This is a genomic window from Cellulomonas olei (assembly GCF_039548315.1).
Classification (GTDB): Bacteria; Actinomycetota; Actinomycetes; order Actinomycetales; family Cellulomonadaceae; genus Cellulomonas.
The window spans coordinates 25,556-49,256 of record NZ_JBCLVN010000042.1 but is presented as its reverse complement, the minus strand read 5'-3'; the positions used below and the strand labels follow the sequence as shown (position 1 = coordinate 49,256).

The 23,701-nt window shown below is 75.8% G+C and carries 16 protein-coding genes; 2 read left to right on the top strand and 14 right to left on the bottom strand.

The features are described 5' to 3' along the window. Positions 1 to 192: 192 nt before the first annotated feature. From AAHH18_RS13075 to AAHH18_RS13065, 3 genes are all read right to left on the bottom strand, one after another. Positions 193 to 1,017, bottom strand: coding sequence for an MBL fold metallo-hydrolase (locus tag AAHH18_RS13075; RefSeq protein ID WP_343301912.1), 825 nt, complete (start codon positions 1,015 to 1,017; stop codon positions 193 to 195). Continuing rightward, complete coding sequence (locus AAHH18_RS13070) at positions 1,014 to 3,287, bottom strand: phage holin family protein (protein WP_343301911.1); 2,274 nt, start codon at positions 3,285 to 3,287, stop codon at positions 1,014 to 1,016. Before AAHH18_RS13070 ends, AAHH18_RS13075 begins: the two co-directional genes overlap by 4 nt. 66 nt (positions 3,288 to 3,353) lie before the next feature. Further along, complete coding sequence (locus AAHH18_RS13065; RefSeq protein ID WP_283320010.1) at positions 3,354 to 3,587, bottom strand: DUF3046 domain-containing protein; 234 nt, start codon at positions 3,585 to 3,587, stop codon at positions 3,354 to 3,356. Positions 3,588 to 3,711: 124 nt separating this feature from the next. Between AAHH18_RS13065 and AAHH18_RS13060 the strand changes: the two genes are divergently transcribed. Together AAHH18_RS13060 and AAHH18_RS13055 are read left to right on the top strand one after the other, a co-directional pair. Further along, on the top strand, positions 3,712 to 8,796 hold the full coding sequence (locus AAHH18_RS13060) for an Lhr family ATP-dependent helicase (protein WP_343301910.1): 5,085 nt from the start codon (positions 3,712 to 3,714) through the stop codon (positions 8,794 to 8,796). A 144-nt stretch (positions 8,797 to 8,940) separates the two neighbouring features. Next, complete coding sequence (locus AAHH18_RS13055) at positions 8,941 to 9,750, top strand: DNA-formamidopyrimidine glycosylase family protein (protein ID WP_343301909.1); 810 nt, start codon at positions 8,941 to 8,943, stop codon at positions 9,748 to 9,750. Positions 9,751 to 9,843: 93 nt separating this feature from the next. Here the strand turns inward: AAHH18_RS13055 and AAHH18_RS13050 are convergent, their stop codons facing one another. The 11 genes from AAHH18_RS13050 to AAHH18_RS13000 form a co-directional block, all read right to left on the bottom strand. Then, positions 9,844 to 10,182 carry a helix-turn-helix domain-containing protein gene (locus AAHH18_RS13050; protein ID WP_222172749.1) on the bottom strand — a complete coding sequence of 113 codons (339 nt, stop codon included), beginning with the start codon at positions 10,180 to 10,182 and terminating at the stop codon, positions 9,844 to 9,846. A gap of 170 nt (positions 10,183 to 10,352) precedes the next feature. Next, complete coding sequence (locus AAHH18_RS13045) at positions 10,353 to 10,901, bottom strand: CinA family protein (RefSeq protein ID WP_343301908.1); 549 nt, start codon at positions 10,899 to 10,901, stop codon at positions 10,353 to 10,355. Further along, positions 10,898 to 11,554, bottom strand: a complete 657-nt coding sequence (gene pgsA / locus AAHH18_RS13040; RefSeq protein WP_343301907.1) for a CDP-diacylglycerol--glycerol-3-phosphate 3-phosphatidyltransferase — start codon at positions 11,552 to 11,554, stop codon at positions 10,898 to 10,900. Before pgsA ends, AAHH18_RS13045 begins: the two co-directional genes overlap by 4 nt. Positions 11,555 to 11,612: 58 nt before the next feature. Beyond that, positions 11,613 to 14,174 (bottom strand): FtsK/SpoIIIE family DNA translocase, encoded by a 2,562-nt coding sequence (locus AAHH18_RS13035; protein WP_343301924.1) that lies wholly within the window; start codon positions 14,172 to 14,174, stop codon positions 11,613 to 11,615. Positions 14,175 to 14,388: 214 nt separating this feature from the next. Next, on the bottom strand, positions 14,389 to 16,527 hold the full coding sequence (locus AAHH18_RS13030) for an acyltransferase family protein (RefSeq protein ID WP_343301906.1): 2,139 nt from the start codon (positions 16,525 to 16,527) through the stop codon (positions 14,389 to 14,391). A gap of 76 nt (positions 16,528 to 16,603) precedes the next feature. After that, positions 16,604 to 18,289: a ribonuclease J gene (locus AAHH18_RS13025; protein ID WP_283320004.1), complete on the bottom strand. Its 1,686-nt coding sequence runs from the start codon at positions 18,287 to 18,289 to the stop codon at positions 16,604 to 16,606. 15 nt (positions 18,290 to 18,304) lie between these two features. Further along, on the bottom strand, positions 18,305 to 19,225 hold the full coding sequence (dapA, locus tag AAHH18_RS13020; protein ID WP_283320003.1) for a 4-hydroxy-tetrahydrodipicolinate synthase: 921 nt from the start codon (positions 19,223 to 19,225) through the stop codon (positions 18,305 to 18,307). Positions 19,226 to 19,283: 58 nt separating this feature from the next. Then, the gene (locus AAHH18_RS13015; RefSeq protein ID WP_343301905.1) at positions 19,284 to 20,108 is read right to left on the bottom strand and encodes a glycerophosphodiester phosphodiesterase; all 825 of its coding nucleotides are present in this window, start codon (positions 20,106 to 20,108) and stop codon (positions 19,284 to 19,286) included. Further along, entirely contained in the window at positions 20,105 to 21,475 is a 1,371-nt protein-coding gene (locus AAHH18_RS13010; RefSeq protein WP_283320001.1) for an ABC transporter substrate-binding protein, read from the bottom strand. Before AAHH18_RS13010 ends, AAHH18_RS13015 begins: the two co-directional genes overlap by 4 nt. A 111-nt stretch (positions 21,476 to 21,586) precedes the next feature. Further along, entirely contained in the window at positions 21,587 to 22,558 is a 972-nt protein-coding gene (locus AAHH18_RS13005; RefSeq protein WP_343301903.1) for a carbohydrate ABC transporter permease, read from the bottom strand. Further along, positions 22,555 to 23,514, bottom strand: coding sequence for a carbohydrate ABC transporter permease (locus tag AAHH18_RS13000; protein WP_459349132.1), 960 nt, complete (start codon positions 23,512 to 23,514; stop codon positions 22,555 to 22,557). The genes AAHH18_RS13005 and AAHH18_RS13000 overlap by 4 nt, the downstream gene beginning before the upstream one ends. Between the last annotated feature and the right edge of the window lie 187 nt (positions 23,515 to 23,701).

Here is a 23,701-nt window from a genome sequence, read left to right as displayed (position 1 = left end):
CTGGTCTCCGTGTCGTGCTGTGACGCTATGCCCGACCACCGACATGCACCCCGCGTCGTCCACAGGCCCCGCCGCCGTCCCACCTGTGGACGGCTCCGCGGCCCGCGCCCGACCCGCGGCGCGTCACGTCGGCCACAGTACCCGAACACCTGTTCGACTCGACATCCCCGCGCCACGGCGTGTCGCACGGCGTCAGACGAGGCCCGACAGCCCCTCCGCCTCCCCCAGCCGCACCGCCTGGCCCGGCGCCAGCAGCAGCGGCCGCACGCGCGCCCCGCGGTCCAGCGCCCGGGCGAACGCCGGGCCCGCGCGGTCCATCCACCCGGGCGGCAGCCGGCGCGATGCCGGAGCGTGCAGCGTCCCCCAGTGCACCGGGACCGCCCAGCGCGCACCGACCTGCTCGCAGACCTCGGCGGCCTGGACGGGGTCCATGTGCCCGCCCGACAACCGCGGCCCCCAGCCGCCGACGGGCACGAGCGCGACGTCGAGCGGACCGCCGGCCAGCTCCGGCAGGTGGCGCATGTGCGGGTAGGGCGCGGTGTCCCCGGCGAACCACACCCGCAGGCCGGGTGCTACCACGAGGAAGCCGTGCGCCGCGTTGGGCCGGTGCGGCATCGGCCGGTGCCCGTGCACCGCCGGGACCAGGCGGACCCGCACGTCCGTCCCGGGCACCGTCCACCACTCCTCCGGACCGAGCCCCACCGCGTCCAGGCCCTGGTGCGCGAGCCAGTGCGCGTTGGCCCCGGCGGCCAGCACCGGGACCCCCGGCAGCAGGCGCAGCGAGCCGAGCTCCGCGTGGTCGTGGTGCAGGTGGGACACCAGGACCGCGCTCGGGTCGGCCCAGTCCGCGGCGCGCGGGACGGGCGCCCGGCGGCGCAGCAGCCCGGCGTGGGGACGCAGCAGCGGGTCCGTGAGCAGCCGGGCGCCGCCGACGTCGAGCACGACCGTCGCGTGCCCGAGCCACCGCAGGGTCGCCCCGGCCGCCGGGGCGGCCCCGGGGGCGGCGCCGGAGCTCACGAGCCGTCCCCGGGACGGCGCCGCCCCGCGGGCCTCGCCGCCGGCGCGGCACCGTCCTCCCCGGCGGCAGCGGGGGGCGTGGCGTCCCGGCGGAGCCCGAGCGCGGTGGCCCAGCGCAGCAGCTGGAGGTGGACCCGGTCGGCCCCGACCGCGATGCGCTCGCCGTCGACGTCCTCGAGCAGGTCGTCGTCGACCGGCAGCTCCGCGGGGTGCAGGAGGACCGCCCGGTTCTGCGGGCCCCCGAGTCCGCCGTGCGAGCCGACCTGGCCCTCGAAGGCGTGCACCCGCCCGCCGGGCGTGACGTCGGAGAGGACCACGAGGTCCCCGACGTGGCCCAGGCGCCCGAGCCGCCGGAGGTCCGCCGCGGCGCGCGGCCCGTAGCGAGCCACCGGGTCGGTGCCGTCCACCGCGGGCAGGCCGTCCGCCTCGTCGGGCTCGAGCCACGCGATGCCACCGGTCCCCACCGCGGCGAGCCCGCGCGCGGCGGTGTCGACGAGCACGAGGCCGATGCCGGGCGTCGAGGCGAGCCCGCGGACCAGTCCCGGCCAGCGCGTCTCGACCTCCTCCAGCACCAGGCGCCGGGGCTCGCGCGGGAACCAGACCATGCCGAGGTTGCCGGAGCCCGTCACCGCGACCTCGGGGGGCGGGGCACCGTCCCCGGCCGTGGCGCGCTCGCCGTCGCGCCGGTCCTTGCCGGGAGGGCCGAGCACGACCGCGCGGTCCTCACCGTGGCGCGAGGCCGCGGAGGACAGGAAGGCGTTGAGCGGCCCCCACTCCTCGTCGGAGGCGGCCTGGACCGCGTCCACGTCCGTCGCACCGCCCGGACGGCCGGGTGCCGTGCCCGCGCGTCCGCCGCCCTCGGCACCGGTCGCCGGGCCCCGCGGCGGCTCCTCGCGGCCGGCCGCCACCCGTCGCCGCACGACCTCGACCAGCGGCTCGCCGGCGACCTGCGCGAACGTCGGGCCGAGCGCCTGCCCGTGGTCGGACAGCACCACCACCCGGTAGTCGCGCGGGGCGGCGTCGGCGACCCGCTGCAGCGTGTCGAGCACGCCGTCGAGGCCGTCGAGCGCGCGCAGCGACTCCGGCCGCGTCGGGCCGGCGTGGTGGGCGATCTCGTCGTAGTCGACCAGGTCCACGAACACCACGGGGGCACCGCGGACGAGCTGCTCGGCGACGAGGGACGTCGCCAGGTCGCGCAGCAGCACGTTCGTGACGCCGCGCAGCACGACGTACCAGCCGCGGCGCGGCACCCGGGGCCGGACGTCGCGCACCCGCTGGCGGCGGCCCTGGTACAGCTCCTTGACCATCTCGCCGACCGTGAGCGTCACGGCGCGCGCCAGCACGAAGGGGCTCGCGAAGAACCGGAGGTAGGACGTCCCCGGCCCGATGCCGCGCCGGGCCTGGCTCATGACGAGGAGCTGCCGGGTCGCGTCGCCGGAGAACATCGTCGAGACGGCCGCTCCCCCGTCCGCCAGCAGCCCGCGGCCGTCGGACAGCCGCCGCTCGACCATCGCGGCGTCGTCCGGGTGGTTGGTGACGACGAGCCGGCCCGCGTCACGGTCCCACCAGCGGAACGACGGGATCGCGTCGGCGGCGCCGTGCAGCAGGCCCGCCTGGCTCGCGGGCGTGGTCGAGGGTGCCTGCGCCCACCAGCTCGTCAGCCGGTGGCTGCCGGACTCGAGCCAGCGCGCCATCGTGGGGGCCAGCCCCGCGTCGAGCGCCTGCTCCAGCACCGCCGTGCCCACGCCGTCGAGCTGGACGACCAGCAGGCCGGGAGGCCGGTGGTCCGGGACGGCGCCGCCGCCCTCCCCCGCGCGGCGGGCCCGCGCCCGGGCGCGCCGCAGCACGTCCCCGACGACGTAGTCCGAGTCGGACGCGCCCCACACCCAGCGGCCCACCGCCATGACGCAGGCCGTGATGACGAGCACCTGCACGACGGCCCACGCGCTGCGCACCTCGAGGCCCGGGCCGAGCGAGAGCGCCAGCCACACGACCGCCACCTGCGCGCCGAGCCCGGCGACCAGCGCCCCCATGGCACCGCCCACCCGCGCGAGCACGCGCAGCGGCGGGCGCAGCACCAGGTCCCCCGCGCCGACCAGCAGCGCGGCGAGCACGACCGCGCCGGGGTTGGTCGCCCGGACGCCGTCCACCACCGCGATGGCGACCCCCAGGCCGACGGCCGTCGTGACCAGCCCGAGCAGCGCGTCGCCGACGTCGCTGAGCGTGACCGACCACCAGCCACGACGCGGGCGCGGGTCGTCGGACGGCACGGTCCCAGCCTGCCACGTGGGCCCCGCCCGCGGACCTGTCCCGCCGCCCTCCGCGACAGCGTGGGGTCAGCGGCGCGGCGGTGCCTGCCGGTGGCGGTCGGCGCCCCAGCGCTGCGGGTCGGGGACGTCCAGCTCGTCGCACAGCGCGTGCCACACGTCCCGCGGCTCCACGCCGGCGTCGAGCGCCTGCTCCGCGGTGCGGCCGTCCAGCCGCGGCAGGACGAGCTCGTGCACCAGCGCCCGGCCGTGGGCGCTGCCGAGCACCTCGTCGACGAGCTGCCAGAACTCCCGGTACCGCACGGCGCCTCCCGTCGCTCCGCCGGGCGGACCACCGGACCGCCCCCGGCCGAGCGTACGTGCGCGGAGCGCCCGGCTCACACCGGCCGGCAGGGCGGCTGTCGGTGGCCCGCGCCAGAATGACGGGGTGACGCCACCCCCGCCGCCGGACGCCCCCACCGGCACCGACGTGCTCGACCGGTTCTCGGCGCCGACCCGGGACTGGTTCCGCGGAGCGTTCGCCGGCCCGACCGCGGCGCAGGCCGGCGCGTGGGACGCGGTGTCGACGGGACGGCACGCGCTGGTGGTCGCCCCGACCGGCTCGGGCAAGACGCTCGCGGCGTTCCTCTGGGCGCTCGACCGGATCGTCGCGGAGCCCTCCGGCGGCCCCGACGGCGCGCCTGACCCGGACGCCGACCCGCTGCAGCGCTGCCGCGTGCTCTACGTCTCGCCGCTGAAGGCGCTGGCCACCGACGTCGAGCGCAACCTCCGGTCGCCGCTGGTCGGCGTCCGGCAGGCCGCGACGCGGCGCGGCGTGACGCTCCCGGAGGTGCGCGTCGGCGTGCGCACCGGAGACACCCCGCCGAACGAGCGCCGGGCGTTCGCGACCAAGCCGCCCGACATCCTCATCACCACGCCCGAGTCGCTGTTCCTCGTGCTGACCTCCGGCGCGCGCGCCGGGCTCGCGGGCGTACGGACCGTCATCCTCGACGAGATCCACGCGGTCGCGGGGACCAAGCGGGGTGCGCACCTCGCGGTGTCGCTGGAGCGGCTGGACGCGCTGCTCGACCGGCCCGGCGGGCCCGGCCCCGCGCAGCGCGTCGGGCTGTCGGCCACCGTCACGCCGGTGGACCGCGTCGCCGCGTTCCTGTCGGGCGGGCGGCCCCCCGCGGAGGGCGGGCGCGAGGTGGTCGTGGTGCAGCCCCCGGCCACCAAGGAGATCCGGGTCGACGTCGTGGTGCCCGTGCCGGACCTCACGGACCTCTCCGCGCCGCTGCCCGACGACGGGTCCGGCCGGCGGCCCGGTGCCCCCGCGGGCGGCGACGGCGTCGCCCCGCTGGCACCGGGCGAGCGCGACCTCACCGGGCAGGCGGCGGCCGAGGGCGGCACCCGCCCCTCGATCTGGCCGCACGTGGAGGAGCGGGTCGTCGACCTGGTCGCGGAGCACCGGTCGACGCTGGTGTTCACCAACTCGCGCCGCGGCGCCGAGCGGCTGACCGCCCGCATGAACGAGGTGTGGGCGGAGCGCCAGGGCGAGGACGTGCCGGACCCCGGCACGCTGTGGGCCGCGCAGGTCACCGCCCAGTCCGGCACCGCCGTCGGCGTCGACGTGCGGGACGCCACGACGATCCTCGCCCGCGCGCACCACGGCTCCATGAGCCGTGCCGAGCGCACCCGGACCGAGTCGGAGCTCAAGGCGGGCCGGCTGCCCGCGGTCGTGGCGACCTCGTCGCTGGAGCTCGGCATCGACATGGGCGCGGTGGACCTCGTCGTCCAGGTCGGCGCGCCGCCGTCCGCCGCGAGCGGGCTGCAGCGCATCGGCCGTGCGGGCCACCAGGTCGGCGCCGTCTCCCACGGCGTGGTCTTCCCGACCTTCCGCGGGGACCTCGTGCCCGCGGCGGTGACGGCGCTGCGGATGCGGGCCGGCCAGATCGAGCCCGTCGCGGTGCCCGCGAACCCCCTCGACGTGCTCGCGCAGCAGGTCGTGGCGATGGTCGCCACCGAGGACTGGACCGTCCACGAGCTCGCCGCGGTCGTGCGCCGGGCGGCCCCGTTCGCGACGCTGGGTGACGCCACGCTGCGCGCGGTGCTCGACATGCTCGCGGGCCGGTACCCCAGCGAGGAGTTCGCCGAGCTGCGTCCCCGCATCCTCTGGGACCGCGCCACCGACGTGCTCAGCGCGCGACCGGGCGCGCTGCGCCTCGCGGTCACCAGCGGCGGCACCATCCCGGACCGCGGGCTGTACGGGGTCTTCCTCGCGTCGGGGTCGGAGACCGCCGACGTGCCGGTGGACCCGGAGCGCTCGGGCGGGCGGACCCGCGGCGGCAAGCGGGTCGGCGAGCTCGACGAGGAGATGGTCTACGAGTCGCGCGTCGGCGACACGTTCACGCTCGGGTCGAGCACCTGGCGCATCGAGGACATCACTCCGGACCGGGTGCTGGTCACCCCGGCGCCGGGGGTGCCGGGCCGCCTGCCCTTCTGGAAGGGCGACTCGCAGGGGCGCCCCGCGTCGCTCGGCCGGGCGATGGGCGCGTGGGCGCGCGAGGTCGCCGACCTGCCCGACGCCGACGCGCGTGCGCGGGTGCGGGAGGCCGGACTGGACGACTGGGCCGCGGACAACCTGCTCGGCTACCTCCGGGAGCAGCGCGCCGCGACCGGTGCGCTGCCCAGCGACGTCACCGTCGTCGTCGAGCGGTTCCGGGACGAGCTCGGCGACTGGCGCGTCGTCGTCCACTCCCCGTTCGGCGCCCGGGTGCACGCGCCGTGGGCGCTGGTGCTGGGGGCGCGGCTGCGGGAGCGGTTCGGCGTGGACGCCGCCGCCATGCACGCCGACGACGGGATCGTGCTGCGCCTGCCCGACGTGCTCGCCGCCGCGTCCGACCCCGTGGGCGACCTGCTCGGCTGGTCCGCGCCCGACGCGTGGTCGACGGACGGCACCGCGGCGAGCGCGCCCGGAGGCCTCGCGGACCCGGCACCGGTGGATGCCGGCGACCTGCTCATCGAGCCCGACGAGGTCGCCGACGCCGTCCGCACCGAGCTCGGCGGCTCCGCGATGTTCGGCGCCCGGTTCCGGGAGGCGGCGGCCCGCGCGCTGCTGCTGCCGCGCCGCCGGCCCGACCGGCGCCAGCCGCTGTGGCAGCAGCGCCAGCGGTCCGCGCAGCTGCTGAGCGTCGCGTCGCGGTACCCCGACTTCCCGATCCTGCTCGAGGCCGTGCGCGAGTGCCTCCAGGACGACTTCGACATCGACGCGCTCGTCGAGCTGATGCGGGACGTCTCGGCGGGGCGGGTGCGCGTGGTCGAGGTCACGACCACCCGGCCCTCCCCCTTCGCCCAGTCGCTGCTGTTCGGGTACACCGCCCAGTTCCTCTACGACGGCGACGCCCCGCTGGCCGAGCGGCGTGCGGCGGCGCTCACCCTGGACCCGACGCTGCTGGAGGAGCTGCTCGGCGGGGGCGGCGGGTCGCAGGTGGCGGACCTGCTCGACCCCGACGCCGTGCTGCGCACCGAGGCGGAGCTCACCGGCACCGACCCGGACCGGCAGGCGCGCACCGCCGAGCAGGTGGCGGACGTGCTGCGCCGGCACGGCCCGCTGCCGCTCGCCGGCGTCGAGGCCCGCACCCGGGAGGACGTCCGCGGCGAGGTGGCGGGCTGGCTCGCGGACCTGGAGCACGCCCGGCGGCTCATCCGGGTGCGGATCTCCGGCGTGAGCGGCGGCGACGCCGAGCAGTGGGCCGCGGTGGAGGACGCGGGCCGGCTGCGCGACGCGCTCGGCGTCGCCCTGCCGGTGGGCGTCCCGGAGGTGTTCACCGAGGTCCTGCCCGACCCGCTCGGCGACCTGCTGCGCCGGCACGCCCGCACGCACGGCCCGTTCACGGCGGCGCAGGCGGCGGCGCGGTTCGGGCTCGGCAGCGCCGTCGTGCAGTCCGCGCTGCGGCCGCTGGAGCGCGCCGGCGTCGTCGTCCAGGGCCGGCTGCGACCGGACGCCCTCGGCGGCGTCGGCGACGAGTACTGCGACGCCGACGTCCTGCGCACCCTGCGACGCCGGTCGCTGGCGGCACTGCGCTCGGAGGTCGAGCCGGTGCCCCAGGTGGCGCTCGGCCGGTTCCTGCCCGCGTGGCAGCACGCGACCGCCCGGGCCGACCGTCCCGCGCCGGGCGCCCTGCGCGGGGTCGACGGACTCGCGCGGGCCGTGGAGCAGCTCGCCGGCGCGGTCGTCCCCGCGTCGGCGCTGGAGTCCCTGGTGCTGCCCGCCCGCGTGGCGGACTACTCCCCGGCGCTCCTGGACGAGCTGACCGCCGCCGGCGAGGTGCTGTGGGCGGGTCACGGGACGCTCCCCGGCCGGGACGGCCTGGTCAGCCTGCACCTCGCGGGCACGGCCGACCTGACGCTGCCGCCGCTCGCCGCCCCGGACGACGACGACCCCGCCGCCGCCCACCTGGCCACCCCGCTGCACCGGGCGCTCGTGGCCGCGCTGCAGGGCGGTGGCGCGTACTTCGCCGGGGCGCTCGCCTCCCGGGTGGCGGGCGACCTCGAGGAGCCGGCGAGCCAGTCCGCGGTCGTCGACGCCCTGTGGGACCTCGTCTGGGCGGGGCTGGTCACGAACGACGGCCTCGCCCCGCTGCGGGCCCGGCTCGCCGGCGGACGGACGGCGCACCGCGCCCCCGCCGGGCCGGGGGCGTCCCCGCGGGCCCGCGCCCTGACCATGGGCCGCTACGGCGGGCGACCGGGCCTGCGCGGCTCCGGCCTCGGGCTGCGCAGCCCGGGTCTCGCCGGCGTGCCCGCGCCGGGCGTCCCCGCGGCGGGCGAGGGCGGCGGACGCTGGTCGATGCTGCCCCCGCGGGAGACCGACCCGACGCGGCGCGCGCACGCGCTCGCGGCGCAGCTGCTGGACCGGCACGGCGTGCTGACCCGCGCCGTGGCGCCCGCCGAGGGCATCTCTGGGCAGTTCGCCGCCGTCTACCGCGTGCTGGCCGCGCTCGAGCAGGCGGGACAGGTGCGGCGCGGCTACTTCGTGGAGCACCTGGGCGGCTCCCAGTTCGCGCTGCCCGGTGCCGTGGACCAGCTCCGCGCCGACGCCCGCACGCTGGAGCGGCTGGCCGAGCAGTCCGCGCCGCCCGACGCCGACCGGGCCGTCGCGCTGCTCGCCGCGACCGACCCCGCGAACCCGTACGGCGCCGCGCTCGCCTGGCCCGCGCGCGCGGACGCGTCGAGCGGTCACCGGCCGGGGCGCAAGGCGGGCAGCGTCGTCGTGCTGGTGGACGGGGAGCTCGCGCTGTACCTGGAGCGCGGCGGCCGCACCGTGCTGACCTTCACCGAGGACGACGACGTGCTGCGCCTCGCGACCGCACGCCTCGCCGACGCCGTGCGGGAGGGGCGGCTCGGTCGCGTCACGCTCGTGCGAGCGGACGGCGAGGAGCTGCTCGGCGCCTCGGGCACACCGCTCGGACGGGCGCTCGCCGCCGCCGGGTTCGGGGCCACGCCCCGGGGGCTGCGGCTGCGCGGTGCACGGTGACCGGCGAGGCGCCGCCCGCAGCGGGCGCTCCCCACCGCGGGCACAGCGGGCACAGGGGGCACAGCGGGCACAGGGGGCACCGCGGGCACCGGGGACACAGCCGGGGTCACCGGTGGCAGCACCGGCAGCACCGGGGGCACCGCCGTGCCTGAGGGCGACATCCTGCGCCGCACCGCCCGGAGGCTCGACGAGGCGCTCGCCGGCCGCGAGCTCGTGCGCGCGGACCTCCGCTGGCCGACCGCCGCCACCGTGGACCTCGTGGGGCGCACCGTGCTCGGCACCGCGTCGTACGGCAAGCACCTCCTGACGCGGTTCGACGACGGCCGCACCCTGCACACGCACCTGCGGATGGACGGGTCCTGGCGGGTGGCCCGCACCGGCACGCCCGGCGCTCGCGCGGCCGGCCCGGCCGTCCGGGCGGTGCTCGGCAACGCGACGTGGACGGCGGTCGGCGAGCTGATCGGGATGCTCGACGTCGTGCCGACGCGCGACGAGCACACCCTCGTCGGTCACCTCGGACCCGACCTGCTGGCCGACGACTTCGAGACGACGGGTCTGCCCGAGGCGCTGCGGCGCTGGGAGGCCCGCGGCGCGACCCCGGTGTGCGAGGTGCTGCTCGACCAGGCCGTCGTCGCCGGCATCGGGACGATCTACATGGCCGACTCGCTGTTCCTCGAGCGCATCTGGCCGTGGACCCCCGCCGACGAGGTGCCGGACCCCGGCCGGCTGCTGCGCGTCGCCCGGGCGATCATGCTCCGGTCCGTCGGCACCGCGCTCCCCAGCACGACGGGCGAGACGTACCGGGGCCGCACGACGTGGGTCCACGGACGCCTGCGCGAGCCGTGCCGCCGCTGCGGCGCACCGGTGCGCCGGGGGCTTGCGGGGGCCCCGCCGCGGGAGCGTCCGGCGTACTTCTGCGGGGTGTGCCAGCGCCCCGCGGCGCCCCACCGCTGAGCGCCCCGGACGCGACGACGCCCGGCCGTCCCGCCGAGCGAAGGGCGGGAGCGACCGGGCGTCGCGTGTGCATGGGGGTTCGTCCCCGCGGGTTCAGCCGACCGGTGCGAGCTCCGGGCGGTGGCGGGTCCAGGAGCTGTCCTGGCCGCCGAGCGCCGACGCGAGGTCGACGGGGACCGTGTCGGGGATCAGCAGACCCTCGGCGACGGCGATGCGGTCGCTCACCTCGCGCAGCACGAGCGACAGAGGTACGTCGAGCGCCTCGCAGATGCTGGCCAGCAGCTCCGACGACGCCTCCTTCTGACCGCGCTCGACCTCGCTGAGGTAGCCCAGCGAGACCCGGGCGGCGGAGGACACCTCGCGCAGGGTCCGACCCTGCCGCTGGCGGGCATCCCGCAGCACGTCACCGATCTCTCGGCGCAACACGACCATCCGGCGTCCTCCTCTCATGTCCCGATCCTGCTCCTGCCGCACCGCCGGGGCGCCCGCGGGCGCGGTCCGGACGAGTGCGACACCCTTGTGGCCCCGCGTGGGGAGGCTCCCACCGTACATGTCGCTGCCACGACGGGCAGCGCCGGGACGGGTGGACGGCCTGGTGTTCATCACGTGGGGTCCAACGTCGGTGCGGGGCCTCGTGTTCCCGGGTCGCCGGGCGCGGGCGCCTCCCGCACCACCCGGAGCGCCTCCGCGAGGACGGCGTCGCAGGTCGCGGCGCGGATCGCCGCGCGACCGCCCACCAGCGCGAGCGTGCGCACCACCGTGCCCGCGGGGGTCGCGACCGCGACGTGGACGGTCCCGGGTGAAAATCCGTCCTGCGGCTCCGGGCCGGCGACGCCGGTGGTCGCGAGCCCGACGTCGGCACCGAGCAGCGCGCGCACCCGCTCCGCCATCTGCCGGGCGACCTCGGGGTGCACCGCCCCGTGCGCGGCGAGCAGCTCCCGGTCGACGCCCAGCACCGAGCCCTTCACGTCCGTGGCGTACGCGACGACTCCCCCGCGCAGCGACTGCGACGCCCCCGGGACGTCGACCAGCGCGGCGGCGACCAGCCCGCCCGTCAGCGACTCGGCGACGGCCACCGTCCAGCCGCGGTCCCGCAGCGCCGCGAGCAGCCCGGCCGCGTGCCCGTCGCGGCGTCCGGACCCGTCGCTCATCGCGGCGACGTCACCGCCCCACCGTCCCCGCGGGGCGACGTCGTGCCCGTCTCGGCGGCGCGGCGGGCGGCGTCCGGCGACCCGCCCGCGGCGTGCTCCCGGTGGACCCGCACGGCGGTGCGCACGTAGTCGGCGCCGGTGACGAGCGTGACCACGACGGCCGCCCCCATGAGCACGGCGGCCACCACGTGCACCCACACCGGCAGGGAGCCGAGCGGCAGCAGGTACAGGCCGACGGCCAGCGACTGCAGCACGGTCTTGATCTTCCCGCCCCGCGAGGCCGGCAGCACCAGGTAGCGCAGCAGGAAGAACCGCATGGCCGTGATGCCGAGCTCGCGCACGAGGATCGCGGCCGTCACCCACCAGGACAGCTCCCCGAGCCACGACAGCGCCACGAGCGCGGTCCCGATCAGCGCCTTGTCCGCGATGGGGTCCAGCAGCTTGCCGAGGTCGGTCACCAGCCCGAGCCGCCGGGCCAGGTACCCGTCCACGCGGTCGGTCGCCGCGGCGAGGGCGAACAGCGCCGTCGCGACCAGGCGCCACACCACGTCCTCGCCGCCGTCCACCAGCAGCGCCCACGCGACGAACGGCACCACGACGATGCGCAGCACCGTCAGGACGTTGGCGACGTTCCACGGCGAAGGGCGGCTCACCCCGACAGCCTACGGGCAGCGGTCCCGTGCCTCCGAGCGCACCGCCCCGGCGCGCGGGTCAGCGCAGGTCGTCGGCGTCGTCGAAGTAGTCGACGGCCTCCGGGGGCTCCCCCGGCATCCGGCCGTCGGGCGCCGCGTACCGGTCGCCCTCGCCGGCGGCCTCACCCCCGGGCTCGCCGCGGAGCATCGCCAGCGTGCCGGGCAGGTCGTCGGGCGTCACGAGCACCTCGCGCGCCTTCGAGCCCTCGGACGGGCCGACGATCTCCCGCGACTCGAGCAGGTCCATGAGGCGGCCCGCCTTGGCGAACCCGACGCGGAGCTTGCGCTGCAGCATCGACGTCGACCCGAACTGCGTCGTGACGACCAGCTCCGCGGCCTGCAGCAGCAGGTCGAGGTCGTCGCCGATGTCCTCGTCGACCTGCTTCTTGGCGGGCGCCGCCGCGACGTCCTCGCGGTACACGGGCTTGAGCTGCTGCTTCACGTGCTCGACGACCGCGTGGATCTCCGACTCCGAGACCCAGGCGCCCTGCGTGCGCATCGGCTTGGCGGCGCCCATGGGGAGGAACAGCGCGTCGCCCTGCCCGATGAGCTTCTCGGCGCCCGGCTGGTCCAGGACGACGCGGGAGTCGGTGAGCGACGACGTCGCGAACGCGAGCCGGGACGGCACGTTCGCCTTGATGAGGCCCGTGACCACGTCGACCGACGGGCGCTGCGTGGCGAGCACCAGGTGGATGCCGGCGGCGCGCGCGAGCTGGGTGATCCGCTGGATCGACGCCTCGACGTCCCGCGGTGCCACCATCATGAGGTCCGCGAGCTCGTCGACGATCACGAGCAGGTACGGGTACGGCGCGATCTTGCGCTCGGAGCCGGGCAGCGGCTTCACCTTGCCGACCTTCACCGCGACGTTGAAGTCGTCGATGTGCTTGAACCCGAACATCGCGAGGTCGTCGTACCGCGCCTCCATCTCCCGGACCACCCACTCGAGGGCCTCGGCGGCCTTCTTCGGGTTGGTGATGATCGGGGTGATGAGGTGCGGGATGCCCTCGTAGATCGTGAGCTCGACGCGCTTCGGGTCGACGAGCACCATGCGCACCTGGTCCGGCGTGGACCGCATGAGGATCGACACGATCATGGAGTTGACGAAGGACGACTTGCCCGCGCCGGTCGCGCCCGCGACCAGCAGGTGCGGCATCTTCGCGAGGTTCGCCGTGACGTAGCCCCCCTCGACGTCCTTGCCGACGCCGATGACCATCGGGTGCTCGGAGCGCCGGGCCGCGCTCGACCGGAGCACGTCACCGAGCGACACGGTCTCGCGGTCGGTGTTGGGGATCTCGATGCCGATGGCGGACTTGCCGGGGATCGGCGACAGGATGCGCACGTCCGCGGACGCCACGGCGTACGCGATGTTCTTGCTGAGCGCCGTGACCCGCTCGACCTTGACGCCCTTGCCGAGCTCGACCTCGTACCGCGTGACGGTCGGCCCGCGCGTGAAGCCGGTGACCTGCGCGTCGATCTCGAAGTTCTCCAGGACGCTCGTCAGCGCCTCGACCACGCGGTCGTTCGCGGCGGAGCGGACCTTGTGCGGCGCGCCCTTCGCGAGGGAGTCCTCCGACGGGAGCGTGTAGAGCACGTCGCCGCCGAGCATCGGCTGCTCGCCGCGGGGCACGCCCGTCGGCGGCGGCGGCACGGGCTCGTGCGAGGTGGACACCGCCGTGACGGCCTGGGTCGGGGCGGTCCCGGGCGCGACCGGGGCGCCGCCCGCCGCCGGGCCGGCGTCGGGCGCGTCGAGCTCGTCCGGGTCGAGGACGGCCGTCGCCTCCTCCTCGCGGCGGCGCGCCTCGACGTAGGCCGCGCGCTCGAACGCCTCGTCGCCCACGTAGCCGTCGAGGCGGCCGTCGTCGGGGACGGGCGCGGCGGCGGCACGCCGCAGCCTCCCGAGCAGCCCGCGGCGGGTCGGCCTCTCCGGCTCCTCGACCGCCGTGTGGCCGGCGTTGATCACCAGGGGCGCGTCGTCGTCCTCGGGCTCCTCGTCGCGGTGGTTGCCCGTGAGGCGGTCGTACAGCGCCCGCAGCCGCGGCCCGATCTGGTTCACCGGGGTCGCCGTCACGACCAGCACCCCGAAGAACGCGAGCAGGACCAGCAGCGGCACGGTCGCCCACGCGGTCACGAGGCTGACCAGGGGCGTGCCGACCAGGTAGCCGACGATGCCGCCCGCGTCCCGGACCGCCTCGAACCCGCCCGACGGGGCCGGCAGGCCCTGCTGGACGTGCACCAGCCCGCAGGCGGCCAGCGTGATCGCGGTCAGGCCGATCGTGATGCGCGAGTTCGCCTGGTTGCGGTCGGGGTGCCGCATGAGCCGCACCGCGATGCCGACGAGCACCACCGGGACCGCAGCCGCGACGCGCCCGAACGTGCCCGCGACGACGACGTGCACCGCGTCGCCGGCCATGCCGTCGAGCCCCCACCACTCGCGCGCCGCGACGACGATCGCGAGCGCGAGCAGGAAGAACGCCGCGCCGTCGCGCCGCAGCGCCGGGTCGAGGTCGCGGGCACCGTGGCCGATGCGCCGCGCCGCGCCGCCGACGACGTGCGCGCACCCCATCCAGATCCCCCGGACCATCCGGACCGGCAGCGCGGGTCGGGGGGCGGGCGCGGGGCCGCGCGAGCCGGACGAGCGCCCCGCCGGCGCCGCGGCGCGGGCGCGCGACGACGGCGCAGCCGCACGGGTGGCGGTGGAGGACGGACGTGCGGCCATGTTCCTCACGGTAGCCGCGCCGGGGCGTCCGGCGCGGCAGGCGCCTCGGCGTGGCCCTCGTCGGACCCCGGCTGCGGGCTCAGAACGCGCCGAGGTCGGCCATCGCGGCGGAGATCCTCGGCGCGAGCGTGGCCGCGAAGGTCGGGGTCATGTGGTTGGTGTCCTTGTGGGTGACGACCCCCCCGACGACCGAGTGGCAGGTGTCCGGGTCGCAGAACGCGTCGTAGAGGTCGAGCGCCTCCAGCCGCGGGTCCTGCACGCCCTGCGCGGCGACCATCGCCAGGTCCGGGCCGACGAGCTGGTCGCGCGGCCGCGTGCACGGGTCGTCGGACGGTCCCGACGCCTCCACGCACTCCGGGACGGAGACGTCCCACAGCGGGACGTCGCTGACGACCAGCAGGCGGTGTCCGGCGTCGAGCCACTGCTGCCACGTCGCGCGGTAGGCGGAGACGACCTGCGCGTCCACCTCCTCGCCGAGGCCGCGGTAGCCCTGCGCCGCGCCCGAGGTGATGACCACCGAGGCGTCGAGGCCCGCCACGTAGTCGAACACCTGCGACTTCCAGGTGGTGCACGGCTCCTCGTGCTCGCGTGCGACCGGCGAGTCGAACTGCGGCAGGACGGGGCGGCACGAGGTCAGGAACACCTCGACGACCGCCATCCCCCGGTCGGCCGCGAGGGAGACGACGGGCGCCATGAGGTGGTTCGCGTGCGAGTCCCCGACCACCACGACGACTCCCCCGCCGGTGTCGCGCCCGACGTCGCAGCGCTCGACGACGAGCCCCGGGACGACGGCGCAGGTCCGGCGGAACCGGTCGTCACGCTCGGCGCGGGTGCCGAGGAAGTCCTCCTGGGTGTCGGCGGCGGCCTCCACCGGCCCGTAGTCGTCCCGGACGGTGTGGCTGCCCGGGCAGGACGCCCCGGGCAGCGCAGCCGCGGCGCCGAAGCAGGGCTCGTCGCCCGCGACCGCCCGGTCCACCACGCCGGCCAGGCTCGAGCCGTGGCGTTCGACCTGGGCGTTCGTGATGGCCACCGGCGCGAGGACCGCGCCGGCCAGCACCGCACTGGCCCCCACACCGGCCAGCACCACCCGACCCGACCGCCACCCCCGCGGCGACCACCGCCGCACCGGGTCCTCCACCCACCGCGTCGTCGCCCACGCCAACGGCACCAGCCCCGCGAGCACCACCAGCTTCTCCGCCCACCACAACGGACGACCCAGCACGTACGGCGCCAGCACCACCACCGGCCAGTGCCACAGGTACAGCGCGTAGGAGATCCGCCCGACCAGCTGCACCGGCGCCAGCTCCACCACCCGCGCCACCACCGACCCCTGCGGATACCCGAACGCGATCACCAGCACCGCACCGACCACCGGCACCACCGCCACCCACCCCGGGAACGCCGTCGCACCGTCCAGCACCACCGCCGACCCCACGACCAGACCCACCCCGGCCACCATCGCCACACCCGCCAGCACCGGACGCGCCGCCCGCCGCGCACCCAGCCCCAGCACCGCGACCAGACCACCGGCCACGAACTCCCACACGTGCGTCGGCGTCGCGTAGTACGCCACCACCTGATCGGCCGCCGTCCACCACACCGACACCACGAACGACACCGACCCCAGCAGCACCAGACCGGCCAGCACCACCCGCCGACCCGCCACACCCACCCGCGCCGCCACCGCCAGCAGCACCAGCAGCAACAACGGCCACACCAGGTAGAACTGCTCCTCCACCCCCAAGGACCAGTAGTGCTGCACCGGCGAGTCCGCGTTGTCCGCTGCGAAGTAGTCCACCGACCGCGCCGCGAACAACCAGTTCCCCGCGTACACCGCACTCGCCGCGACACCCGTCAGGAACTGCTCCCACAGGCTGCGCGGCACCACCACCACCGTCGCCACCGCCGTCACCAGCAGCACCAGCAACGCCGCCGGCAGCAGACGACGCACCCGACGCGCGTAGAACGGACCCAACCGGATCCCGCCCCCACGCTCCGCCGAACGCAGCAGGTGATCGGTGATCAAGAACCCCGAGATCACGAAGAACACGTCCACACCGACATAGCCACCCGTCAACCGCGACGGCCACAGGTGGAACACCACCACCAACGACACCGCCACAGCCCGCAACGCCTGGATGCTCGGCAGGAACGTCAACGCCCCCCGCACCCGCGCACGCCGCACCACCGGCCGCGCGGCAGCCACCTCGTTGAGCACCGCGGCAGGCTAGCAGCAGCTGACCGGCGCACCTGTCACGACAGGTGCGCCGGTCAGGGGCGTACGCGGGCCGGGGTCAGGCCTCGACGACCACCGGGATGATCATCGGCCGGCGGCGGAGCCGGTTCGAGACCCAGCGTCCCACGACGCGCCGCACGACCTGCTGGAGCTGCTGCGTGTCGACCGCGCCGGAGCGCGTCGCGTCCTCGAGCGCCGCCACGACGTCCGGGAGGATCGTGTCGAACACCGCGTCGTCCTCGGCGAACCCGCGTGCCTGGATGGTCGGCGTCGCGAGGACCTTGCCGTCCGTGGAGCTGACGACCGCGAAGATCGAGATGAACCCCTCGTCCGCGAGGATCCGGCGGTCCTTGAGGTCGGTCTCGGTGATGTGGCCGACGCTCGAGCCGTCCACGAACACGTACCCGCACGGCACCGCGCCGACGACGCTCGCGCGCCCGTCGACCAGGTCCACGACCACGCCGTCCTCGGCGAGCACGACCCGGTCCGCCGGGACGCCCGACTTCACGGCGAGCGCACCGTTCGCCACGAGGTGGCGGACCTCGCCGTGCACCGGCATCACGTTGCGCGGCCGCAGGATGTTGTAGCAGTACAGGAGCTCGCCGGCGCTCGCGTGGCCGGAGACGTGCACCTTCGCGTTCCCGCCGTGCACGACACGCGCGCCGAGCCGCGTGAGCCCGTTGATGACGCGGTACACCGCGTTCTCGTTGCCCGGGATCAGGGACGACGCGAGGATCACCGTGTCACCGGGGCCGACCGAGATCTTGTGGTCGTTGTTGGCGATCCGGGACAGCGCGGCCATCGGCTCGCCCTGCGACCCGGTGCACATGAGCACCAGCTCGTCGTCGCGCAGGTCGCCGAGACGCTTCGCGTCCACGAGGACGCCGTCGGGCACCTTGAGGTACCCGAGCTCGGCGGCGATCGTCATGTTGCGGATCATCGAGCGCCCCACCAGCGCGACCTTGCGGTCGTGCGCCGCGGCGGCGTCGAGGACCTGCTGCACGCGGTGCACGTGCGAGGAGAACGACGCGACGACGATCTTGCGGGCGGACGTGGCGAACACGCTGTCGAGCACCGGCCCGATCTCCCGCTCCGGGCTGACGAAGCCCGGCACCTCGGCGTTGGTGGAGTCGACCATGAACAGGTCGACGCCCTTCTCCCCCAGCCGCGCGAACGCGCGCAGGTCGGTGATCCGCCCGTCGAGCGGCAGCTGGTCCATCTTGAAGTCGCCGGTGTGCAGGACGGTGCCGGCGGGCGTCGTCACGGCGACGGCGAGCGCGTCCGGGATCGAGTGGTTCACCGCGACGAACTCGCAGGAGAACGCGCCGACCTGCTCGGTCTGCCCCTCCTTGACCGCGAGGGTCAGCGGGGTGATGCGGTGCTCCTTGAGCTTCGCCTCGACGAACGCCAGCGTGAGCTGCGAGCCGATCAGCGGGATGTCCTGCCGCAGGCGCAGCAGGTACGGGACGGCGCCGATGTGGTCCTCGTGCCCGTGGGTCAGCACGATGCCGTCGATGTCGTCGAGCCGGCCGGAGATGTAGTCGAAGTCCGGCAGGATCAGGTCGACGCCGGGCTGGTGGTCCTCCGGGAACAGCACGCCGCAGTCGATGACGAGCAGGCGACCGCCGTACTCGAGGACCGCCATGTTGCGTCCGACCTCGCCGAGGCCACCGAGGGCCACGATCCGCAGACCGCCCTCCGGGAGCGTGGGCGGGAGGGCGAGGTCAGGGTGCGGGTGGGACATTCTTCTCCTGGTCTGTCACTGCGTGGTGGCGAGGACGTCGGCGAGGCCCGCGGCGCGCAGTCCCGCGCGGACGACCTGGACGTCCTCGTCCGACGCGGCCACGTTCGGCAGCCGCAGGTGTCGGGACGGGATGAGACCGAGGGACCAGACCGCGGCCTTCGCCGCGACCGCCTGGAACCCCTGTCCGTTGAGCGCGTCGACCGCCGGTGCGATCGACAGGAAGACCTCGAGCGCGCGGGCGTGGTCCCCGGCGTCGTGGGCCGCGGTGATCGCGGCGAGCTGCGGGCCGGCCACGTGGCCGACCACCGAGACGATGCCGGCGGCGCCGTGCGCGAGGAACGGCAGCAGCAGCGAGTCGTCGCCGCTGTACCAGGCGAGCCCCGTCCGGGCGGCGGCCTTCGCGGCGGCGTACACGTCGCCGGTCGCGTCCTTCACGGCGACGACCCGGTCGTGCGCGGCGAGCGCGTCGAGCGTCGGCTGCGCGAGGCGGACGCCCGTGCGGCCCGGGACGTCGTAGAGCATCACGGGCAGCGGCGTGGAGTCCGCGACCGCGGTGACGTGGGCGACCACGCCGGGCTGCGACGGGCGCGAGTAGTACGGGCTGACCACGAGCAGGCCGTCGGCGCCCGCCTCCGCGGCCTGCTCCGCCATGCGCACCGCGTGGAGCGTGTCGTTGGAGCCCGCGCCCGCCACGACGGCCGCGCGGTCGCCGACGGCGTCGACGACGGCGCGCACCAGGTCGGCCTTCTCCGGCGCGTGCGTGGTGGGCGACTCGCCCGTGGTGCCGTTGAGCACCAGGCCGTCGTGCCCGTGGTCCACGAGGTGCGTGGCGAGGGAGACGGCGGCGTCCAGGTCGACCGAGCCGTCGTCCCGCATGGGCGTCACCATGGCGGTGAGCACCGCGCCGAACGGACGCGACGGGGTGGCGGGGAGCATGGGGTCACGGTACCGCCCCACACCCCCCGCCCGCGCTCCGCGTCCACCCGCTGCCGGGTCAGGACGGGTGCGCCGCCAGCCAGCCGGCCAGCCTGTCGGGGCGGTCGGTGATCACCGCGTCGACCCCCAGCGCCGCCGCGACGGCCCAGTGCTCGGGCTCGTCGAGCGTCCACACCATGACCTGCAGCCCGGCCGCGTGCAGCCGCGCGACCAGCTCCGGGTGCTGCACCAGCAGCGGGCCGTACGGGTTGCAGGTCACGACGCCCAGGCCGGTGCAGACCCGCACCAGCTCGTCCACGCCGTCCGGCACCTCGAACACCAGCAGGCCGCGGCGCAGCGCGGGGTCGGCCTCCGCGAGCGCCGCCACCGACTCCGGCCAGAAGCTCTGCCCGACCACCCGCCCGGTCAGCCCGGCCTCACGGATCGCCGCGGTGACGGGGCGCACCTGCTCGGTCGTCCACGCGCCCTTGAGCTCCAGCAGCAGCTCGATGCCCGGCCGCCGCACCAGCAGCTCCAGCACCTCGTCGAACGTCGGCACCCGCTGGCCCCGGTAGGCCGCGGCGAACCACGAGCCGGCGTCGAGGGCGCGCAGCGCGTCGAGCGGCAGCTCGGCCACGCTCCCCTGCCCGTCCGTGGTCGCGTCCACCGTGTCGTCGTGGATCACCACGACGTGGCCGTCCGCGGTGCGCTGGATGTCGATCTCGATGCTGTCCGCCCCGGCGCGCCACGCCGCCTCGAACGCCGCGAGGGTGTTCTGCGGGGCGACCGCCGAGTTGCCGCGGTGGGCGACCACGCGCGGGCGCGACACCAGCACCGCCGGCGCCCCGGCACCGGGGCCGCCCGCGAGGGCGACCCCGGTCCGGTCCTGCGACGCGTCGGTCACAGGTACGGCTCCACGTTCTCGCGGTACGCCGTCTCGATCTGCGGCGTCACCGAGGCGAACGCCTCGGCCGGGTCGGTGCCCTCGAGCACGATCTGCTCGATCGCGTCGGTGAGCAGCGCGTCGGCACCGGGCACGAACACGCGGATGTAGTCCTGCGCGCGGGCCTTCTCGGCGAGCTGGTCGACGGCGGTGCGGAACTGCGGGAACTGGTCGTACACGGCCTTCATGGTGTCGGACTCGACCGCCGAGGTGCGCACCGGCATGTAGCCGGTGGCCTGGGAGAACGTCGCGGTGTTCTCGGTGTTCGTGAGGAACTCCAGGAACATCGCCGCGGCGAGCTGCTCCTCCGGGGTGCTGGAGGACGAGATCGCCAGGCCGGTGCCGCCGGTCGGCGTGCCGCCGCCCGCCGGGCCGTCGGGCAGGTAGGCCGTGCCCACCTCGAACGACGCCGCGTCGAGCGCGCCCTTGAGGGAGCCCGTCGAGCCGATGGTCGACGCGATGAGGCCGGACGCGAAGTCCGCCATCGAGTCGTCCGCCGAGACCGTGGCGATCGCGTCGTCGCCGTGGAACAGGCCGCGCAGGAACTCCCCGCCCGCGAGCGCCTCGTCGGAGTCGAGGGTCACGTCGAACTCGTCGGAGTACTCGCCGCCCTGGCCCCAGATCATGTTCTCGAACCACCAGGCCGACCACGACGTGCCCAGGCTCAGGCCGAACGGCGAGCCGCCGTCGGGCACCTGCTCGGCGAGCGCGGTGCTCCACTCCTGGAGCTGCTCCCACGTCTCCGGGCCCTGGTCCGGCAGCCCCGCGGCCTCCCACATCGACTTGTTGTAGTAGAAGAGCGGCGTCGACCGGGCGTACGGCGCCGCCCAGTGCTGCCCGTCGTACTCGTAGTCGCCGTACAGGCCGGGCTGGAAGTCGTCGGCGTCCGCCTCGAGGTACTCGAAGACGTCGTCGAGCGGCATGATCTGGTCGTTCAGGTGGTACCGGAACCACCAGACGTCGGACGCGATGACCAGGTCCGGCTTCTCGTCCGTCTGCGAGGCGGCCTGGAACCGCTGCGCGACCTCGTCGTAGTTGGCGCCGGCGGTCACGAGGTTCACCGTGATGTCCGGGTTCTCGGCCTCGAAGGCCTCGATGAGCTGCTCCTCGACGGCCTGCGACTGGCCGGGGTGGTTCGACCACCAGGTGATCTCGGACGCCGGCTCGACCTGCGACCAGTCGGTCGAGTCGGCCGAGGCCTCGCCGGACGAGCCGGCGCCCACGGCGGGGCCGCCGCAGGCGGTCAGGGCGAGCGTGGCGCCGGCGACGGCAGCGGCCAGTCCGACGGTGACGCGGCGGTCACGCAGGAGGCTGCGGGGGTGGGACACGTGAGTGCTCCTTCAGGGGGTCGTGCACCGGGGGCCGGTGCTCGGGGGACGGGCGCGCAGGGGCGCACCCGCCGGTCAGGGGGGTGGGGGGTGACGGGCGGCGCGACGGGCTCAGCCCGTGACGGCGCCCGCGGTGAGGCCGGCGACGAGCCGGCGCTGGAGGAGGAGGAAGACGAGGAGGATCGGCAGCGTCACGACGGTGGTGGCGGCCAGCAGCACGCCCCAGTTGGTCATGCCGTCGATGTTCTGCAGCAGGGTCAGGCCGATCGGCAGGGTCATGCGGTCGGCCCGGTCGATCACGAGGAACGGCCACAGGTAGTCGTTCCACTCGGTGACGACGGACACGAGCGTCACGGCCGCGATGGTCGGCGCGCTCATCGGCACGACGAACCGCCACAGGCGCCGCCAGTGCCCCGCGCCGTCCAGCTCCGCGGCCTCGAGGATCGACCCGGGGAGCGTGAGGAAGTGCTGCCGGAACAGGAACGTGCCGAACGCGCTCGCCAGGCCCGGCACGAGGATGCCCTGGTAGGTGTTCAGCCAGCCGAGGCTCGCCACCAGGGTGTAGTTCGGGATGATCGTCACCTGCGGCGGGATCATCAGGGTCGCGATGACGAGCCCGAACACGACCTTCTTGAATGGGAAGTCGAGGAACACCAGGGCGTAGGCGCAGGCCAGCCCGAGCACGACCTTGAGGCCCGCCCCGACCACGGTGATCCCGATGCTGTTCGCCAGCAGCCGGCCGAGCGGCACGGTGCTCGCCGCCTGCGCGTAGTTCTCGAGGCTCGGCGCCTCCGGCAACCACTGCAGCGGCACCTGGTAGAGCTCGCCCGACGACTTGACGCTCGCGAGCAGCATCCACACCAGCGGGGCACCGAGCACCACCGTGGCCAGCACCATCGTCAGGTAGCCCGCCACCGGAGGACGCCGGCGGCGGCCCGGCCGGGACCCCTGGGGCGTGGGGCGGGGCCGACCGCCGGCCGGCGGCTCGGCGTCCGGCGCGGCGGACGTGCCCGGTCCCCCGGGCGCGGGGGTCCGGCGCGGGTCGCCCTCGGCCACGGGGCGGCGGGTCGTCAGGACGCTCATGCGTAGTGCACCTTCCGCTGGACGAACCGCATCTGCACCGCCGTGACGGCGAGCAGCACGACGAACAGCACCGTCGCGACCGCGGACGCGTAGCCGGCCCGGCCGTTGACGAAGCTCTCCTGGTAGACGGAGTACATGAGCGTCGTCGTCGACCCGAGCGGACCGCCCTGGGTCATGGCCTTGATGAGGTCGAAGGACTGCAGCGACGCGAGCATCATCGTCACGAGCAGGAAGAACGACGTCGGCGTGAGCAGCGGGAGCACGATCGACCGCAGCGTCCGCGCCGGGGACGCCCCGTCGAGCGCCGCCGCGTCCCTGAGGTCCTGCGGCACCGACTGCAGCCCGGCCAGGTAGATGAGCGCGACGTACCCGAGGTTCTTCCAGAGGTACACCACGATCACCATGACCAGCGGCCAGGGGCGCTCGGTGTACCACTGCGGGGAGCTCGCCCCGACCCAGCTGAGCACCTCGCGCATCAGGCCGTAGCGCGGGTCGAAGATGAACAGCCAGAGGATGCCCACCGCGAAGCCGGACAGCACGTACGGCGCGAACGCCACCGTCCGCGCGAACCCGCGGCCGCGCAGCCGCTGGTTCAGCAGCAGCGCCAGACCGAGGCCCAGCACCATCGCGCCGCCGACGGTCGCGACCGTGAACACCACCGTCGTCCCCGCGACCTGGGCGAAGCCGCGCGAGGTGAACAGCTCGACGTAGTTGCCGAGCCCGATCTGGCGGGCGACCGGGGAGCCGAGGTTCCACTGGAGGGTGGACAGGTAGAACGACTGCACCAGCGGCCGGTACACGAAGACGAGCAGCAGGGCCACGTTCGGCCCGGCGAGCAGCAGGAACCAGAGCAGCGCCGACCGTCGGCGGCGGGAGCGCAGGGCCCCGGTGCGCGCGACCGTCGCGCGGGCCGGCGCGGCGGCCGGCGGCGGGGCGAGGACATCGGCAGTGGTCACGAAGGAGTCCGTATCGGGTCGGGATCAGGTCACGGCCCGCGCCCTTGCGGCCCTCGCCACTCTGCGTCGTGCCCCACCGCCGGCGACAGGGGTCCGCGCCGACGTTCGGCCAGCCTTGTCCCCCCGTTCACCTGCGGCGACGGGCGTCCACCCGCCGGTCAGTCCGGCGCCGCCGGCGGCGCGGCGT